The organism is Nocardia sp. NPDC051900 (assembly GCF_044452545.1).
Taxonomy (GTDB): domain Bacteria; phylum Actinomycetota; class Actinomycetes; order Mycobacteriales; family Mycobacteriaceae; genus Nocardia; species Nocardia sichangensis.
In genome coordinates this window covers 9,582-27,844 of the sequence record NZ_JBITBU010000022.1, presented here as the reverse complement: position 1 = coordinate 27,844, position 18,263 = coordinate 9,582, and the positions used below count along the sequence as shown (strand labels likewise).

The 18,263-nt window shown below is 69.4% G+C and carries 13 protein-coding genes and 1 tRNA gene; 3 read left to right on the top strand and 11 right to left on the bottom strand.

All coding sequences use genetic code 11. The features are described 5' to 3' along the window. Positions 1-34 precede the first annotated feature (34 nt). From ACIA5H_RS30655 to ACIA5H_RS30640, 4 genes are all read right to left on the bottom strand, one after another. A complete protein-coding gene (locus ACIA5H_RS30655) occupies positions 35-1,267 on the bottom strand; it encodes an FAD-dependent monooxygenase (RefSeq protein WP_397079129.1) in 1,233 nt (410 codons plus the stop codon). Positions 1,268-1,430: 163 nt separating this feature from the next. After that, on the bottom strand, positions 1,431-3,152 hold the full coding sequence (gene atzF, locus ACIA5H_RS30650; RefSeq protein WP_397079127.1) for an allophanate hydrolase: 1,722 nt from the start codon (positions 3,150-3,152) through the stop codon (positions 1,431-1,433). Further along, positions 3,153-6,704, bottom strand: a complete 3,552-nt coding sequence (uca, locus tag ACIA5H_RS30645; protein ID WP_397079238.1) for an urea carboxylase — start codon at positions 6,702-6,704, stop codon at positions 3,153-3,155. A gap of 72 nt (positions 6,705-6,776) precedes the next feature. Then, positions 6,777-7,484 (bottom strand): GntR family transcriptional regulator, encoded by a 708-nt coding sequence (locus tag ACIA5H_RS30640; RefSeq protein WP_379250066.1) that lies wholly within the window; start codon positions 7,482-7,484, stop codon positions 6,777-6,779. 192 nt (positions 7,485-7,676) lie between these two features. Here ACIA5H_RS30640 and ACIA5H_RS30635 point away from each other — a divergent pair, with 192 nt between their 5' ends. Further along, the gene (locus tag ACIA5H_RS30635) at positions 7,677-8,135 is read left to right on the top strand and encodes a hypothetical protein (RefSeq protein WP_355078685.1); all 459 of its coding nucleotides are present in this window, start codon (positions 7,677-7,679) and stop codon (positions 8,133-8,135) included. A gap of 54 nt (positions 8,136-8,189) precedes the next feature. Here ACIA5H_RS30635 and ACIA5H_RS30630 read toward each other — a convergent pair whose 3' ends face one another. The 4 genes from ACIA5H_RS30630 to ACIA5H_RS30615 all read right to left on the bottom strand — a co-directional run bounded on the left by ACIA5H_RS30630 (position 8,190) and on the right by ACIA5H_RS30615 (position 11,758). After that, positions 8,190-8,912: an SDR family NAD(P)-dependent oxidoreductase gene (locus tag ACIA5H_RS30630; protein WP_397079124.1), complete on the bottom strand. Its 723-nt coding sequence runs from the start codon at positions 8,910-8,912 to the stop codon at positions 8,190-8,192. Positions 8,913-9,057: 145 nt separating this feature from the next. Beyond that, positions 9,058-9,131 (bottom strand) — tRNA-Pro (locus ACIA5H_RS30625). 60 nt (positions 9,132-9,191) lie between these two features. Further along, positions 9,192-10,757 (bottom strand): hypothetical protein, encoded by a 1,566-nt coding sequence (locus ACIA5H_RS30620; protein WP_397079122.1) that lies wholly within the window; start codon positions 10,755-10,757, stop codon positions 9,192-9,194. Between the two features lie 38 nt (positions 10,758-10,795). Beyond that, positions 10,796-11,758, bottom strand: a complete 963-nt coding sequence (locus tag ACIA5H_RS30615; protein WP_379250072.1) for a metallophosphoesterase — start codon at positions 11,756-11,758, stop codon at positions 10,796-10,798. A gap of 133 nt (positions 11,759-11,891) precedes the next feature. Here ACIA5H_RS30615 and ACIA5H_RS30610 point away from each other — a divergent pair, with 133 nt between their 5' ends. Then, positions 11,892-12,356 (top strand): GatB/YqeY domain-containing protein, encoded by a 465-nt coding sequence (locus ACIA5H_RS30610; protein ID WP_355078681.1) that lies wholly within the window; start codon positions 11,892-11,894, stop codon positions 12,354-12,356. Positions 12,357-12,411: 55 nt separating this feature from the next. Here the strand turns inward: ACIA5H_RS30610 and ACIA5H_RS30605 are convergent, their stop codons facing one another. Continuing rightward, a complete protein-coding gene (locus tag ACIA5H_RS30605) occupies positions 12,412-14,778 on the bottom strand; it encodes a penicillin-binding protein (protein ID WP_379250074.1) in 2,367 nt (788 codons plus the stop codon). 367 nt (positions 14,779-15,145) lie between these two features. On the opposite strand from ACIA5H_RS30605, the gene ACIA5H_RS30600 reads away from it, so the two are divergent. Then, the gene (locus ACIA5H_RS30600) at positions 15,146-15,469 is read left to right on the top strand and encodes a WhiB family transcriptional regulator (RefSeq protein WP_014981178.1); all 324 of its coding nucleotides are present in this window, start codon (positions 15,146-15,148) and stop codon (positions 15,467-15,469) included. A 94-nt stretch (positions 15,470-15,563) separates the two neighbouring features. Here ACIA5H_RS30600 and ACIA5H_RS30595 read toward each other — a convergent pair whose 3' ends face one another. After that, positions 15,564-16,703, bottom strand: a complete 1,140-nt coding sequence (locus tag ACIA5H_RS30595) for an ArsA family ATPase (protein WP_355078679.1) — start codon at positions 16,701-16,703, stop codon at positions 15,564-15,566. Next, entirely contained in the window at positions 16,700-17,695 is a 996-nt protein-coding gene (locus ACIA5H_RS30590) for an ArsA-related P-loop ATPase (RefSeq protein WP_397079117.1), read from the bottom strand. Before ACIA5H_RS30590 ends, ACIA5H_RS30595 begins: the two co-directional genes overlap by 4 nt. Between the last annotated feature and the right edge of the window lie 568 nt (positions 17,696-18,263).

Sequence of the window (18,263 nt, the reverse complement as noted above, 5' to 3'; positions counted from 1 at the left end):
CTACGGGACTCCGGTCGAAGCGCGGGCCACGGGTTCAGACGGTCGCTGCCGAGTAGTCGGGCAGGTCGTAGGTCTCGGTCTTGCTCAGCATCCGCATCATGACCGGTCGCATCGCCTTCGACAGCATCAGTTTGCTGAGGGTGTGGCCCGCGCGGATGCCGAAGCGCGACTTGGGCGTCATCGCGTTCAAGCCGCCCGGCTGCAACTGCTGGGCCGTCTTCACGAAGGGGCGCAGGACCTCCTCGTAGCGGGCCAGGCCCTGTCCGGGGTTGTCGGCGTGCGCGGCGAGTTCACCGGCGAGCACGTACGCGCCCACCAGTGCCATCGCGGTGCCCTGCCCGGTGAGCGGGGAACCGCAGTACCCGGCGTCGCCGAGCAGGACCACCCGGCCCTGGACCCAGCTCGGCATGTCGATGCGGGCCAGCTCGTCGAAGTAGAAGTCCGGCGCATCGATCATCGCCGCCGCGATGCGAGCGGACTCCCAGCCGCCGCCGGCCAGGCGCTCGCGGATGAACTGCTGCTGTGCCGTGACGTCCCGGCGCAGCGCGGGATCCGCCGCCGCGCGGATCACGACGAGCGCTTTGCAGGTGGCCGGGTCGGCGTCGGGGCGCATGCCCAAGCCGGTGGCTCCGACCATCGAATGCATCGTGAACCAGTGCGGTTCCAGGTCTTCCGGTCGCGGCAGGGTGAAGAACGACATGTATCCGCCCAGGTACGTCGCGAACTGCTCCTCGGGGCCGAACACCATCCCGCGGGTAGCGGAGTGCAGCCCATCCGCGCCGATCACGATGTCGAATCGCCCGGCCGCGCCGGAAGCGAAGGTCACGTCGACGCCCGCGTCGTCCTGCCGGATGTCGGTGATCCACTCGCCGTAGCGGTAGTCGACGCCGCCTTCGGCGTCGAGCAGGTCGAGCAGCACTTGGTTGAGGTCCCCGCGGGTGATCTCGATTTCGGCGACGGCGCCCTTGCCGTCGAAGAGTTCTGCGGGCATGCGGAGGATTTCGCGGCCCGCGTCATCGACGTACTTCATGCCGCGCTCGTCGAGCTGATAATCGCGGATGCCGGGCATCATGCCCATCCGCTCGGCCACCTCGCGGCTGGGTCCGCGCAGGTCGACGGCCTGCCCGCCCGGTCGCGGCGCCGCGGCGCGCTCCACCACTGTGGCCCGGATGCCGGACCGGAGCAGTTGCAGCGCGACGGCATTGCCGCCGATGCCGCCGCCGGCGACGAGCACGCGGAGCTGGCTGCTTACGGACTTGGCGCTCATGACTTTCCTCGACTCCCATGGGGTTTGTCCAAATGTCTTAGACATATGTCTAACACGACACTTGCACGGATGTCTAGTACAAATGTCTAAGCGGCCCCGAATGCGAAAGGCCCATGGCGGCGAGGAGTTCTCGCGGCCATGGGCCACTGGTGGATCGCAGGAGCTAGGCGCGGTGCCGGAGGTATCCGCGCCAGCTCGCGTGGTGGGTGATGTCGGTTGCGGCGCTCGCGGCGTCGTAGGTACAGGCGAACCCGACGACGTCGCGGCCATCGGCGAGTTCGATGCTGGTCAGCGCCATGGGAGCCGGCAAATCGGCGAGGAAGCCACCCAGCCCCGCCGGGGAGACGCGGAACAGTTCCCCTTCGATCGGAGCGCCGCGGCCCGGTCCGTGTCGCACCAAGCCCGGCTTGGGCGGCGTGGTGTCCAGTGCGGTCAGGCGGTAGGCGTCGGTGGTCCGGATGTCGCCGAGGAAGCGGGCGCCCAGTTGCTCGAGCTGCCAGTGCAGCGGCTGCCCGCGCAGGTGCGCGCCGAAGATGGCCAGGTCGACACCGCGATCGACGAACAGCGGAGCGCTGTCGAGACCGACAAGACGGGCGGCGAGATCGACGGCCACCTGATCGGCGAAGGCGGGAGTGACCAGCATGACGCCGAACGGCGCGCCCTCGGCGGTAGGGGCGCCGGGGACGGCGACTGCGGCCATGTCCAGCAGGTTGCAGAAGTTGGTGTACGTGCCCATTCGCCGGTTGATGCCGATCGGATCGGCCCGCACCGCGGCGATGCTCGGGTGCTCGGTGGTCGTCGGCAACAGCAGTGCGTCGAAGCCGTGCAGGAGTTCTGTGGCCGCCGCCTTGGCGCGGGCGAGGGTGTCGAGGTCGGCGGCGAACGCGGGACCGGTCTTGTGCCGCGCCGCGCCGATGATGGCGGCGACCGTGGGATCGGCGCCCGCGGGGGCGGTGTCCAGGAACGCGCCCACCGCGGCATAGCGTTCGGCGACGAGCGCGCCGTCGTAGAGCAACAGCGCGGCGTCGAGCAGGGCGGAGATGTCGATCTCCTCGGTCTTCGCACCGGTTTCGCCGACAGCGGCGACGGTGCGCGCGAACGCTTCCCGATATGGCTCGCTGAGCGCGGCCAGGTCCTCGGGGCGCGGCACGGCGATGCGCGGCGCGAGCGGGGCGGCCAACCGGACGTCGGCGGGCCAGCTTCGGCTGCGCGAGTCACGCGGCTCCGGGCCCGCCATCACCGCCGCCGCGGCCACCGCCGAGGCGAGGTCGGCGGCGAAGACCGTCACGGCGTCGTAGTCCGCGCAGGCAGGCACGGTCCCGTGCGCCGGGATCACGCCCAGCGTGGCTTTGATGCCGACGATCCCGTGCAGTGCGGCGGGCACGCGGCCGGATCCGGCGGTGTCGGTGCCGATTCCGATATCCGCGATGCCGAGCGCGACCGCCACCGCGGAACCGGAACTCGACCCGCCCGACACCAACTCCGGATCGAAAGCGTTGCGCACCGCGCCGTACGGGCTGCGCGTCCCGACCAGCCCGGTGGCGAACTGGTCCAGATTCGTCTTGCCCAGCACCAGCGCCCCGGCCGCGAGCAACCGCTCGATCGCCGCCGCGGTCACCTCCGGCTGGTAGGCGAACTCGGGGCAGGCCGCGGTGGTCGGCAGCCCCGCCACATCGATGTTGTCCTTCACCGCCACCAGGACTCCCGCCAGCGGCAAGGTCTCTCCGGCGGCGAGCCGTCGCGCGAGGGCGGCCGCTTCGGCGGCGACCTCGCGCTCCGGTCGCAGGGTGATCCACACCTCCGGCCGATCGACCTCGACGATCCGCCGATAGGCGGCCGCGACGCGTTCGACGGGGTCGGCTGCCGTGTTGCCTGGAACGGGCATTCAGTCGACTCCGATCACTAGTAGGGGAGTGCCCGGCTCCACCTTGGCGCCGGGCGCGGTCAATACCTTCAGCACAGTGCCCGCGCTCGGGGTGTGCACAGGTAGTTCGAGCTTCATCGCCTCCAGGACGGCCACCGGCGCATCGGCCGTGACACGCTGCCCGGGCTCGACTTCCACGCGCCACACATTGCCGATCATCGGCGCGGACACCACCGTCGCGTCGGCGGGCAGCCCGGCCAACGGGTCTTCGATCGGTGCGGCGACGGGCGCGACCGTGCCGCGTTCGAACTCGCCCGCCGCCCGCCAGGCTTCCTTCTCCGCCTCGAACGCGGCGGCCTGCCTGGTCTCGAACTCGGCGATCGAATCGGCCTCCGTGCGCAGCAGCCGCAGATGGTCGGCGAGCGCGAAACTGCCCTCGCTCACCTCGGCGTCGAATCTGCCCGCCTCGGCCGCGGCGCGGTGTTCGAGCAACTGCTCCGCGCCGACGGGTTCCCAGACGATGCGATCGAAGAATCGGAACAGCCAGGGCGTGCCCGCTTCGAACGGCGCGGACTGCCGGTAGCTGGACCAGATCGGCACGGTGCGGCCGATCAGCTGGTAACCGCCCGGTGAGGCCATACCGTAGACGCACAGGTACTTGCCGCCGATGCCGACCGCGTCGGAGGGAGTCCAGGTGCGCGCCGGGTTGTACTTGGTGGTGACCAGGCGGTGCCGCGGATCGAGCGGAACCGCCAGCGGCGCACCGAGATACACGTCTCCGAGGCCGAGCACCAGATACTCGGCGTCGAAGACGGTGGCGCGCACATCCTCCACGCTGTCGAGCCCGTTGATGCGGCGGATGAACTCGATGTTCGACGGCAGCCAGGGCGCGGCGTCGCGCACGCCGCTGCGGTAGCGGTCGATCGCCTCGGCGATGGAGGGATCGTCGAACGACAGCGGCAGCCGGATGGTGCGGCTGGGCACCACCAGGTCGGTCGTGGCGGGCAGATCGAGTTCGAGTTCGGCCAACGTGCCGAGCAACCGATGCTGCGGCAGCACCTCCGGGTCGAAGTGGACGTGCAGCGACCGGACGCCCGGAGTCACGTCGAGAATGCCGGGCAGCCGCACGGCCGCGAGAGCTTCGGCCAGTGCGTGCACCCGCATGCGCAGCCCCAGATCGAGGACCATCTCCCCGTATTCGACCAACACGTTGTCGTCCCCGCCGCGCAGATAGCGCACGCGCGGGCGGTCCTGCGACGCCTCGACACTGCCGAGTACGCCGCGATCACGCAGGGCGGCGCGGGTATCGGTGACCAGATCCGGCACGCGGCTGCCGTTGGACGCGCGCAACGCGGCCGCCTTGTCGTCGTCGACCGGCACGAACCGCACCGAGTCGCCGGGACGCAACTGGCCCATCCGCCAGCGATGCGCGGACACCACGGTGAGCGGGCAGGCGAAGCCGCCGAGGCTCGGACCGTCGGGACCGAGCAGGATGGGCGTGTCGCCGGAGACGTTCAACGCGCCCACGCTGTAGGGGTTGTCGTGCAGATTGGACGGGTGCAGCCCGGCCTCACCGCCGTCGCTGCGCGACCAGGCCGGTTTCGGGCCCTCCAGCCGGATGCCGGTGCGGTTGGCGTGGCTGCCGACCCGCCATGGGTACGTGCAGAACTGGGTCATGTCGGCGTCGGTGAAGTACGCGGGCGAGGTCTGCGGGCCGACACCGACCGCGAGCTGCCATTCGTGGGTGAACTCCGGCCGGTCACCCGGCGGCACCGCGGCCGGCGCGCCGAGCGTGTCGGCGGCCGCCGGGGCGATTCCGAGCACGTCGCCGGTGGCCACCGCCTTACCGGTCACACCTCCGAATCCGCCGAGGGTGAAGGTGGACGCGCTGCCGTGATAGAGCGGCGCGTCGATGCCGCCGCGTACCGCCAGATAGGTGCGCAGGCCGGTGTCGGCCGGTGCGCCGATGTCCAGCACCGCGCCCGCGGCCACGGTGACCGGCTCCCACATGGCCACCGGGCGGCCATCCACCGTCACCGGAGCCTGCGCACCGGTCACGCACACGACCGTGGTGTCGGAGAAGCGCAATTGCGGTCCCTGCAAGGTGCATTCGAGCGCGGGGACGCCGACCGGGTTGCCGACCGCTGTGTTGGCGAGGGTGAAGGAGAGGTCGTCCATCGGACCGGACGGCGGAATACCGACCTCCCACAAGCCGATCCGGCCCGGATGGTCCTGCACCGTGGTCATCGTTCCGCCGCGCAGCACGTCGATGCGGCGGCCGACCGGGCGGATCTCGGCCAGCGTGGTCGTGGTGTGCTCGGTGCGCAGGACCCGGCCGTCGGCCGCGGCCTGGCGCAGTTGCGGCAGATTCGTCTGCACACCGTAGACGCGGGTCGCGCCGAGCGCGGTGCGCAGCGCGGCGAAGGCGTCGGCTCGGCTCTCGCCCGCGCTGATCACCTTGGCCAGCAGCGGGTCGTAATACGAACTGACCTCCGAACCGGTGCCGACCCACGTGTCGACCCGGACGTCGTCCGGGAAGTGCGCGGCCGTGACCAAGCCCGCGCTCGGACGGTAATCGTGGCCGGGATCTTCCGCGTAGACCCGCGCCTCCACCGCATGGCCGGTGATCGCCGGTCCGCTCTCGGGCTGCTCGTCCACCATCGCGGTGTCGCCGCCGGCCAGGCGCAGCATCCACTCGACCAGGTCGACGCCGGTGATTGCCTCGGTGACCGGGTGTTCGACTTGAAGGCGAGTGTTCATCTCCAGGAACGACGCCGCGCCGCTGTCGGTGTCGTAGACGAACTCCACCGTCCCGGCCGAGCGGTACCCGACCGAGCGGGCCAGTTCCCGCGACGCGGCGAGCAGGTGCTCGGACAACTCCGCGGTGAGTCCCGGCGCGGGCGCCTCCTCGATCACCTTCTGGTTGCGGCGTTGTAGCGAGCAGTCCCTGGTGCCGAGGCTGACGACGCGGCCGTTGCCGTCGCCGAACAACTGCACCTCGACGTGCCTGGCGCGCGCGACGAAACGCTCCAGGAAGACGCCCGCCGAACCGAAGTTCGCCGCGGCGATGCGCTGCACCCGCTCGTAGGCCGCGCGCACCTTGTCCGGGCCGAAGCAGGCCTGCATACCGATGCCGCCACCGCCGCCGACCGCCTTCAGCATCACGGGGAAACCGATCCGCTCCGCTTCCGCCACCGCGTGTTCGGCCGATTCGAGCAGGTCGCTGCCCGGGATGAGCGGCACGCCCACCGCGCGTGCGGCGGTGCGTGCGGTGTGCTTGTCACCGAAGACGCGCAGTTGCTGTGGGGTCGGTCCGACGAACGCGATGCCCGCTTTCTCCACCTCGGCGGCGAAATCGGCATTTTCCGAGAGAAATCCGTAGCCGGGATGAATGGCCCTCGCTCCGGTCGCCAGCGCCGCCTCGACCACCGAATCGGCACGCAGGTAGGACTGCGCGGCCGGTCCCGGACCCAGGTGCACGGCGACATCGGCCATTTCGACGTGCGCGGCGCCGACATCGGCATCGGAGTACACGGCCACCGTCTTCAGCCCGAGTTCCCGGGCTGTGCGCATGATGCGGCAAGCGATCTCGCCGCGATTGGCGACGAGTACCGTATCGAATTCCAGACTCACTACCGCTCCCTGCTATTCCGTAGCCAGCGACATCGCCGCGATCGCGCGGGTGACCCGCTCGAGCACGACGTCCAGCGATTCACCGATGTGCGTGTGCAGCAGCCGATACGCGAGCGGAAGGTCCTCCGCCAGAACGGCGTCCAGGATTCCGAGGTGCTCGGCGATGGTGGTCTCGATCCGGTTGTTGACCATGAAGTCGTACATGCGTACGTGCCGGATGCGGGAATTCACCGCTTTGAGCGCGCGCACCATCTCGGTGTTTCCCGCCGCGGTCAGCAGCGTGACGTGGAATTCCTCGTCACGCACCACGAAGCCGGGCTCCTGGGCCGGAGGGTCGGCGCGCAGTTCCAGCCAGGCGGCGCGCTCGGCCTCCAGCAGCGCCCGATCGTGCGTGACCGCGGGATTGGTCATCGCGCGCTGGAGACCGCCCAGCTCCAGCGTGATTCGCAGCTCGTACAGGTCGCGGATCAGCGGAATGCTCGGCCGGACCGGACTGAACCCGTATTCTTCGCGTTGGAGTAGTCCGTCCGAGCACAGGACGGTCAGCGCTTCGCGGATCGGCGTGCGCGAGATGCCGAAGCGGGTGGAGAGTTTCGGCTCGGTGAGACGTTCGCCGAACTTGATGTCCCCGTTCATGAGTTCGCTGCGCAGCTTCTCGTACACCACGTCGCGCAGGGGTTTGCCCGCCGCGTCGGCCAGTGTCGCTATCCGTGTCGACATGGCTGTATACGCTATTTACCTCGCGTTTCGATGGAGTGACCGTAAGTTATCGCCGCGTTAGCGTCTGCTCACCGCGCCGGTCGGAGCAATGTTCGGCCGCCGTCCGGGGTACTCGGAGCGAAACGAAATCCCGCGCGGCCCCGACAGTCTCATCGAGTCGGTTGTCCATCAGCGAAGCATCAAGGAGACGGTATGAAGCGCAGCACGAAGATCGCCGGAGCCCTCGCCGCCGCGGCGATGGCGACCCTTGTGGCGGCAGGCAACGCCCAAGCCGATCCGGGCACGGTCTACTTCTCGGCGGGCAGCACGAACTGCGCGATCTTCGCGGACGGCTCCGTCGGATGCGATTTCGGCTATCCCCAGCACATGAGCTACTACGTCGGCGGCACCTACATCCCGGTACCGGTGACGGTGAACGAGATCGTGATCGACCAGGCCTGGCTGCCCGCGCATCCCACCTTCGACCCGGCCACGCCGTACACGCTGCCGGGTGGCAACCCCAGCATCAACGACGTGAAAACCGGCTCGGGCCAGTGGGGTCCGATCATCGAGCACGCCGGAGCGTCGTGCCAGGTCGGCTTCCACGGCAGCTTCACCTGCCAGGCTCTGGGCCGGGGATTCAGTTCCTACGGCGGTACGGTCACCGCCTGAGCGACCGGCCGGCGCGCTCGCTGACCGCGGGCGCGTCGGCCGCAGCCGCGCCTGCTACCGGCCGCCCGTGCCGTCGAGCCGGATGACCTGTGCGTTCACCGTGCTCGCCGCGTTACCGGCCAGATAGGCGACCACCGCGCCCGGCTCGGTCGGCCGCATCGCGGCGAGGGCGGTCTCGAGTTCCGCGTTGTCGGTCGTCCCGGCGCCGTAGCTGACCGTATTGACGGTGATCCGGCGGGAGCCGAAGTCCGGGGCCACCGCCTGGCCGAGCTGCTCGACCGCGCCGCGCACCGCTTCGTGCACCGCGCCGCCCGGGTCGGCGGGATCGCAGACGGTGATGACCCGGCCTTCGTCGGCCAAGTGCTGCAAGGCCAGTTGCAGGCCGTGGAAGACGCCCTTCACCGTGGCCGCGAAATTGCTGTCGAACGCCTCCGAGCTGAGCTTCGGGAACGGCTCGGACTCCGGCACCGCCGCGGTGTTGACCAGCACGTGCCACCCGCCGCAATCCTCGAGCAGCGCCTGCACCAGCTCCTCGTATTCGTCGCGATCGGCGATATCCGCCGCGAGTGCCAGCGCCGCGCCGCCCGCTTCGGTGATCTCCTTGACGACGTCCGCGGCGGGCTCGGGGAAGTGCGGATGCTGCACCACGACCTGAGCGCCTTGCGCGGCAAGAGTTTTCGCGATCGACCTGCCGATTCCGGTGTAGGCCGCCGTGACCAGGGCGGTCTTCCCGGACAGCAGTCTGTCCGCGGGCACGCTGTCGACGGGCTTGCTCATCTGCCGACCTTTCGTCGATTGCGGGAATTCGGTTTCAGCGATGATATTCCCGCATGCGAGCGGACCAACCTACGAAGGGCCGCACAACGGAGAAGGCCCCCGACCGTGAACCGGTCAGGGGCCTTCCCGTCGTCTCAACCACGAGTCGGGGTGACAGGATTTGAACCTGCGACCTCTTCGTCCCGAACGAAGCGCGCTACCAAGCTGCGCCACACCCCGTGAAGCGAACCTGGAGTAGCTTACAACAGGGGTGCCCGAGACGGTAAACCGGCAGGTCAGTCACCCTGCGAGGGGGCGGATGCTGGTGAAGATCTTCTTGGCGGTCTCGGCGTCGAGCGCGTGCGGGACGCCCGTGTCGGCGGCGATCACCATGACGAAGTTGCCCTGGTCGTTGGGGAACGCGGCGGTGTAGACGGAGTACGCCTTCGCGCAGCCGGGCTTGGCGTCGGAGACGGTGCCCTTGGTCTCCACGAACATGCCGTGCTGTGATCCGTCCAGCGACGCCAGCGGCATGGGCAGGCCGGGTGTGCCGCCCTGGGTCGCGGTGTAGGCGAGCGTGGCGGTCCTCGTGCCGAGTTCGGTGGCCGCCTTCCCCGGGTCTGAGGTGTTCGAGCCGGTCAGGAAAGCTACGGTCCGGGTCGAGCCCGGGCAGTAGCCCTTGCCCTCGCTGGCCAAGCCCTTCCCCGCGACGGCATTCGGCGGCTCGCCGAAGCCGCCGATGGTGCCCTGCGGCGCCACCGTCCAGTCGGCGGGCACGTCGTAGGCGGCGCCGCTGTCGGGTGCTCGGACCACCTGATAGCCGGGGACGACCGGAGTCTTGTCGCCGGAACCTCGCGCGGTCGTCGTCGGGGCCGATCTGGTCGTGCTCCTGGCGGGCGCGCTCGCTGTGGTGGTGTTGAGCGCGTTCACCATCGATGGCGCGGCGCCCTCGGCGGGATCGTTCGTCTTCATGCGGGTGAGGGCCACTGCCCCGGCAACGAGACCGGCTACCAGCAGCACCGCCAGGCCAACCGACAGAAGGACCTTCCCTCGGCCGCTCCCGCTCGGACGGTTCGGTGGCGGCCCTCCGGCCTGTGGACCATAGCCCGGGTGATATCGGCCATCCGGTGCCGTGCCGTATTGCCCGGGCCCGCCGCCCGGTTGCCACTGTGGGGCCTGTGCCGGTTGGCCGAATCGATCGGCGCTCGGATAGCCGAGCAAGGTCGGTGCCGAATCGCCGGAGCCCGGCGCGGGACCCGGCCCCCCGCGGCCGAAGGGGTCGAGCGCGCCGAGCGGTTGGCCGAGCATGGTCGGATCGTTGCGCCCGCCTGTACCGGGGCCGGGACCGCCCTGTGGCGGCCACTGCCCGGAGGGCGTCTGCCCGAGGGACGGGGCCTGCATGGTGGGATCGTTGTGGCCCGACGGTCCGGGTTGCGCGGGACCACCCGACGACGGAGCGAGCAAGGTCGGGTCGTCCTGCGTGCCCTGCGGCCGAGCCGGTGCGGGATCGCTCTGCCCGCCCGGCTGCCACTGGAGTGTGGGTGCGGGCTCTTGGTACTGCTGCCACTGCGTGGCCGGGTCGGGCTGCCACCACTGAGGCGTCGCGCCGTGCTCGGCTGGGCCCGAATGCGGCTGCCCCGGGATCAGGCCGGACGACCGAGCGCCCCGCTGCCAAGGCGTGCCGGCGGGGCGTCCCGAGTCGTCGGCTCCGCCGGGATGCGCTCCGCTGTGCGGTGGTCGAGCGTCGTTACCGTCCGCCGAGGCGGGAACGGAACGTAATGGGGGGTAGGACTGTTGCCGAGGAGTCGGCGGCCCGGCGGGCCGTTCCGGAGTCGTCGGGTCGCGCCGGTCGTCGAATCCACTCACAGTTGTCCCCTACCTGCCACACGTCTCGGCAGGGGACATTAGCGGGCGACGGCCTCCGATGCCGACACTCCCTGGCCCGTGTCGGCGCCCGGCCGCTTCGGCGGCGCGGCTACCAGCGTCAACAGGGTCGCCTCCGGGCGGCAGCAGAACCGGTACGGCGCCCACGGCGAGGTGCCGACACCCGCGGAGACGTGCAACTGGGTGTGCTCCCCCCACTTCGACGGACCCTTCACCCGGGACCGGTCGATCCCGCAGTTGGTGACCAGGGCGCCGTAGCCGGGCAGGCACAACTGGCCGCCATGGGTGTGCCCGGCGAGCACCAGGTCGTACCCGTCCTCGGCGAAACGGTCCAGCACTCGGGGCTCAGGGGAGTGGGTGAGGCCGAGCCGCAGGTCGGCCAAGGGGTTCGGGGCCCCCGCGACAGTGTCGTACCGGTCGCGCTGCAAGTGCGGGTCGTCCACACCGGCGGTGGCGATGCGGATGCCTGCCACTTCGAGATCGCGGCGCACGTGCGTCAGATCGAGCCAACCGCGCTCGGTGAAAGCCGCACGCAGGTCTTTCCACGGCAGCGGAGCGCCGTAGGTGCGGCGGTGGTCCTTCTTGAAGTACTTCAGCGGGTTCTTCGCCACCGGCGCGAAGTAGTCGTTGCTGCCGAAAACGAAAAGGCCCGGGCGGGAGAGCAATCCGCCGAGGGCCTGAACTACCGCGGGCACCGACTTCTGATGCGAGAGGTTGTCGCCGGTGTTGACCACCAGGTCGGGCTCCAGCCGATCCAGCTCCCGTAGCCACTGCTGCTTGAGCTTCTGTCCCGGCATCATGTGCAGGTCACTGAGGTGGAGCACCCGCAGCGACGACGACCCCGGCGCCAGCACGGGCATGGTCGCCTCCCGTAGGACGAAGGCGTTGCGTTCGACCAGCGAGGCGTAGCCGATTCCGGCCACCGCGGCCCCGGCGGCTCCCAGCGCGGTCGTGCGTACAGCAGAGGTCGAGATCACGGGCATTTGCCCAGCATAGGTGACCTCGCTCAGGAGCGCCGAGTGTGTTTCCGCACAGGCGCCCGTTTTTCCGGCGGGAAATCGGGCCGCGCGGCAAATGTAGTGGGACCGCCGCGTCCCAGCGGCTACCGTGAGCGGCATGTCGGAACTCAAATCGCAGCTGCGGACGGATCTCACCGCCGCGATGAAAGCCAAGGACACGCTGCGCCTTTCCACGTTGCGGATGCTGCTGTCGGCGATTCAGAACGCCGAGGTCGCCGGCTCGGCGGCCCGTGAACTCACCGACGCCGAGGTCGTCTCCGTGCTGCAGAAGGAGTCGAAGAAGCGCAACGAATCCGCCGAGGTCTACACGCAGGCCGGGCGCGGCGAACTGGCGGCGAACGAGCGCGCCGAGGCGCAGATCATCGAGGAGTACCTGCCGACCCAGTTGACCGAGGCCGAGGTCGCCGATCTCGCCGACACCGCCATCGCGCAGGTCGCCGAGGAGATCGGGGAGCGTCCCGGCATGCGGCAGATGGGGCAGGTCATGAAGATCGCCACCGGGCTCGCCGCGGGCAAGGCCGACGGCTCGCGCATCTCGGCCGCGGTGAAAGCGCGGCTGTAGGACGGCGACGCGAAAGGGGCCGCGAACTGTGAGGTTCGCGGCCCCTTTCGCTTGCTCAGCGCGGGATCGGGATCGGGATGGGGATCGGTGGCAGCCGCGGCACGGGCAGCCCCGGGATTCCCGGCGGCGGTGCGGGCGGCCCCGGCGGCGGCGCGGCCCGGACGGTGCCGTCGCTGATGTACAGCGTGATCACCGAGCCGGGGATCGCCGACCCGTTGGGCGCGGTGCCCATGACGGTGCCCTTGGGCCGATCGCCCGCCCCGGTCACCGGCGACACCTGGAAGCCCGCGGCGACCAGCGCCGAGGTGGCCTCGCCCTGGGTCATGCCGACGACATCGGGTACCTGCGCGTTGTTCGCGCCACGCACGTACTTGTTGTCCAACGGGGGCAACGCGGGCGGCGGGAACAGCGGTATCACCGGTTTGATCGCGTTGAACCAGGTGCGCGCGGGTTCGTTACCGCCGAACAGGTTGCCGTCGCCGCAGTTGCGCAGCGGGAACGAGCAGATCTCACCCGGGGTCGGGCTGTCACCGTAGGCGTAGACCGCGGCGGCCAGAGCGTTCGTGAAGCCGAGGAAGGCCGAGGAACGGTGGCTTTCGGTGGTACCTGTCTTGCCCGACATCGGGAAGTTCCAGCCCACCGACTGGGCCGCGCCCGCCGCCGTGCCGGAGATGTCGTCCTTGCTCATGGCGTTGGCCAGGGTGTTGGCCAGGCCGGGCTCGACGACCTGCTCACAGGCCTGCTGGGTCAGCGGTACCTGCTTGCCCTGACGGTCGACGACCTCCTTGATCGGGTTCGGCGGGCACCAGCGGCCGCCGGACCCCAGCGTCGCGGCGACGTTGGACAACTCCAGCGGATTGATCGCGACCGGTCCCAGGGTGAACGAGCCGAGGTTCTGTTCCTTGATCATGTCGGCCAGGCTCTGGTTGCCGTGGCCGGAGGTGCCCGCTTCGGTGAACGAGCGCATGCCGAGCCGGACCGCCATGTCGACGGTCGGGGTGACGCCCACGGCCTGGATCAGCTTGACGAACGCGGTGTTCGGCGACGTCGCCAGCGCTTCGGTCACCGACATGGGCGACTTGTACTTGCCCGCGTTCTCGACGCAGTAGGTGGCGGCCGGGCACCCGCGCGCGCCGCCGTTACCCATCCCCTTGGCCTCGAACCGCCCTGGCACGTCGAGCTGGGCGTCGATGCCGAGACCCTTCTCCATGGCCGCGGCGGTGGTGAAGATCTTGAAGATCGAGCCCGCGCCGTCGCCGACCATCGAGTACGGCTGCGGCTGCACGGTCTCGTTCGCGTCCCGGTTCAGGCCGTAGGTGCGGCTGCTGGCCATCGCGATCACCGGGTGCGTGTCGTGCCCGGGGCCGACCACCGACATGACTTCCGCGATGTTGTCCAGGTTCGGGTTCGCCGCGTCGGTCACCGCTCGTTTCACCGAGTCCTGCACGGCCGGGTCGAGGGTGGTCTTGATCAGGTAGCCGCCCTTCTCGATCTGTTCGCGGCTGATCCCGGCGTTGGCCAGGTACTCCAGCGCGTAGTCGCAGAAGAAGCCGCGGTCGTTGGCCGCGATGCAGCCGCGCGGCAGGCCCTTGGGTTCGGGCAGCACGCCCAGCGGCTTGGTCTTCGCCTCGCGGAACTCCTCGGCGCGGCTGGGAATGTTCTGGATCATGGTGTCCAGCACCGTGTTGCGCCTGGCCAGCACGCCGTCCGGGTTGGTGTAGGGGTTCAGTTTGGACGAACTCTGCACCATGCCGGCGAGCATCGCGGCCTGGGAGACGTTCAGTTCGGCCGCGTCCACGCCGAAGTAGGTCTTCGCCGCGTCCTGGATGCCGTAGGACGAGTTCCCGAACGGGACGAGGTTGAGGTACCTGGTGAGGATCTCGTCCTTGGTCAGCTGACGGTCCAGCGTCAGCGCCATCCGGATCTCGCGGATCTTGCGGGCCGGAGTGGTCTCGATGGCGGCGCGGCGCTCGGCGTCGGTCTTGGCGACCACCAGCAGCTGGAAGTTCTTCACGTACTGCTGGTCCAGCGTCGAGGCGCCCTGCTGGACCTCGCCGCTGGCGGAGTTGGTGAGGAAGGCGCGTAGCGTGCCCTGCCAGTCGACGCCCTCGTGCTCGGCGAAGCGGCGGTCCTCGATGGACACGATCGCCAGTTTCATGTCGTTGGAGATCCGGTCGCTGGGCACCTCGAAGCGGCGCTGCTCATACAGCCAGGCGATCGGATTGCCCGCCGCGTCGACCATGGTCGAGACCGCGGGCACCGTTCCCTCGACCAGCTCCGAGGAGACGTTGTCGACAGCGTCGGCGGCACGGTTGGAGACGAACCCGAAGCCGCCGGCGAGCGGGAACAACAACCCGGCGACGAGCACGGAGGCCAGCACGCAGCTACCGGCCAGCCGCGCGAGCGTATGTGTGATCGGCACGAATCAAGACTACGGGTTGCCATTCCGGCGTTCTTGGCGGCATTTGTCCGGAGCGCGGAACTGGTTGTTCACGAACCGGAATGGGCGTGTCGCGTGATCGTGTGCGGCGTGTCGCGGGAGGGCGCGCACGCAATCTGCCTGCCCGTCCAGTGCGCGCAGGGCTTTGCAGGGACGGACGTACCAAAAAATCTCGAGGTGGTCTTGCGCAAGCGCCATACCTTTACCTAGATTGAGAACCCAGTGTGATAGAGCTAACACTCAAAGTGGAATGTGGTGCACTTCGCAGCGGGGTTTGGGTGCTGCGCGGTGACAACGCGATTCTGGAGCGCCGTTGACCCGGTGTTCGGACTGCAAAGGGGCACACCAAATGCACATGACAACCCCCATCGCTCGATTGGACGTGGAGCAGGCCGAAGCAAGGATCGCCTGGGTAGCCCAGGCCCGATGCAAGGAAGTGGACCCCGATCAGTTGTTCGTCCGCGGCGCGGCGCAGCGCAAAGCGGCGACGATCTGCAGGCACTGTCCAGTGCTCATGCAGTGTGGTGCCGACGCGCTGGACAATCGCGTCGAGTTCGGTGTGTGGGGCGGCATGACGGAACGGCAGCGTCGCGCCCTGTTGAAGCAGCATCCGGAAGTGACCTCGTGGGCCGATTTCTTCCAGGCCCAGCGCCAGCATCAAGTGGCGATGTAGCCCGGCGAAATCGAAACAGAGCCCGCGGAAGCGGGCTCAGTTTCGTTTCAGGACTGTTATTTCCGTTCGGAGCAATAGCGGATACGCCTAAGTATCAGGCGGTCGCGCGGGCCGTGCCGGTGAGCTGATCGCCGACGACGCGCAGCGCGTCGAGATCGGACACCTCGAACGGAAGCGCGGTGACCGACACGATCGGCACCCGCGGATGCGCGCCGGTGAAGCGGTGCAGCAAATGCTGTTCCCGTTTGTCGGTGGCGACCCGGCGGGCGTGCACCCGCAACACCGCCGCGGTGAGCGGATCGGAGTCCGCCACCTGGTCGGCGGCGGTGAGCGCGTGATCGGCCGACAGCGAGCTCAGCACGGGATGGGTGCGGTTGAGCACCAGACCCGCCAGCGGCATGCGCTCGGTGGAGAGGCGGTCGACGAAGAACGAGGCCTCTCGCAGCGCGTCCGGTTCCGGCGCCGCCACCACGAGGAAATGCGTGCCCGGCTTCGACAGCATCGCGAAGGTGCGCTCGGCCCGCTCCTGGAAGCCGCCGAACAACGACTCCAAGGATTGCAGGAAGTTCGACGCGTCCTTGAGCATCTGTCCTCCGACGACGGTCGACACGCCGCGCACCGCCAGGCTCATCGCGCCGGTCACGAGCCGGGTCACGCCACGGCCGGGAGCCATGATCACCCGGATCATCCGGCCGTTGAGGAAGTTGCCCAGTCGCTTGGGGGCGTCCAGGAAGTCGAGGGCGTTGCGCGACGGCGGGGTGTCGACCACGATCAGGTCCCACTCGCCGCGATGGGCCAGTTGACCCAGCTTCTCCATCGCCATGTATTCCTGTGTGCCGCCGAAGGAGGAGGCGACCGTCTGATAGAAGGGGTTGGCGAAGATCTGCTCCGCTTTCTCTCCGCTGGTGTGCTCTAGCACCATGTCGTCGAACGTGCGACGCATGTTGAGCATCATCGCGTGCAGCTCGCCCTTGGCCTCCGGCCCCAAGGCCACCCGCTGCGGGTTGTTGCCGAGGTCGGCGACGCCCAGTGACTGCGCCAGCCTGCGCGCGGGGTCGATGGTGAGCACCACGACCTTGCGCCCCTCTTCGGCGGCGCGCAGGGCGATGGCGGCGGCGGTGGTCGTCTTGCCGACGCCGCCGGAACCGCAGCAGACCACCACGCGCGCGGACGGGTCGGCGATGATCCGCGAAATATTCAGCGGGGCAGCCGGGGGATGGGTCGGCATGCTCATCGGACTCCCTGTGCGGTGAGGTGTTCGGCTAGTTCGTACAGGCCGCCCAGGTCCATTCCGTCGGGCAGGGCGGGCAGGTAGAGCCGGGAGATGTCGACCTTCGCCAGTTCTTCGGCGCTGTCGTCCTGTGCTTGCAGAGTCGCGGAGTGCTCGATCGTTTCGGTGAGCAGCCCCTGGAAGTCGCTGTCGGGGAGGTTTATCCCCGCGGAGTCGAGGCCCGCGCGGACGGCGTCGGCGTCCAGGTCGCCCTGAGCGGCCCGGGCGCGCAGCTCGGGCGGGAGCTGGCCCTCGGTCGCCCGGTTCACGATGACGGTGCCGATGCGCAGGTCCGCGGCGGTGAGCTCGGCGACGGCGTCGGCGGTTTCCTGCACCGGCAGCGCCTCCAGCAGCGTGACCAGATGGATCATGGTCTGGTCGGAATGCAGCAACTGCGAGACGCCCTCGGCCTGCGAGGCGATCGGCCCGCCCTTGGCCACCTCGGCCATCGCCTTGGTGACGTCGAGGAAGCCGGCGATCCGGCCGGTGGGCGGTGCGTCGACCACGATCTCGTCGTAGACCCGCTTGCCGGACTTGTCCACGCGAACCGCGCACTCCTTGATCTTGCCGGTCAGGATGACATCCCGCAGACCGGGCGCGATCGTGGTGACGAACTCGATGGCGCCCATCCTGCGCATCGCGCGGCCCGCGAAGCCGAGGTTGTAGAACATGTCCAGGTATTCGAGGAAGGCGTGCTCGATGTCCAGCGCCAGCGCGACCACCTCGCCGCCGCCGTCCGCGGTGGCGATGCGTGTCTCGGTCGGCGGCAGCGGCGGCAGATCGAACAGCTGCGCGATCGATTGTCTGCTCTCCACCTCCACCAACAGCACCCGGCGCCCGCCCGCGGCGAGCGCCAAGGCCAGCGCCCCGGCAACCGTCGACTTGCCCGTGCCTCCCTTGCCGGAGACGTAGTGCAAGCGGGCCTGTTCAGCGCGCTTCGGCCACCTTGCGCCCACTTCCGGCTCCTCCGAAAGCGGCACTGCTGTTGGTACTCCCACGATCGCGAGCCTATAACTGGTTCGCCGCCGCGGGGCACGGGCCGTACCAGACGGGCTGATCCAAAAGCGGTTCCCAGCCCGGCCCCCGCCACCGCAACCAGTTGCGGCCTCACTCCGCGAGCCGCCGATAACCACACGAAATAAGTCGCCGAACCAGCGGATCCACCGTGACGACACAGGCGCCGGTCGCGGACGATCGTGCCGACCCCACCGAGCCGGGTGAGACAGACCACTCATTCGCGGTACGCCTCGGACCGCCCGGCCGCCGCGCCCATGGCGAGGTCGAGTAATGCCCCCGCCAGTCCATAAAACCACTGCGAAACCCCGGGAGACCGCAACCCCGAATCCGGGGTGATTGCAATCGCGAACCGAGGTAGTGCGGCTCCACTCCCCACGCGCCCAGCGCACCGCAACCACGTCTTTCGAGCGAAGCGAGACCGAGCCTGTTCCGTGGGGGGGCCGGGGGGGGGGGGGGGGGGGGGGGCGCCCCCCCCCCCCCCCGCGCCCCCCCCCGCGCGCGCCCCCG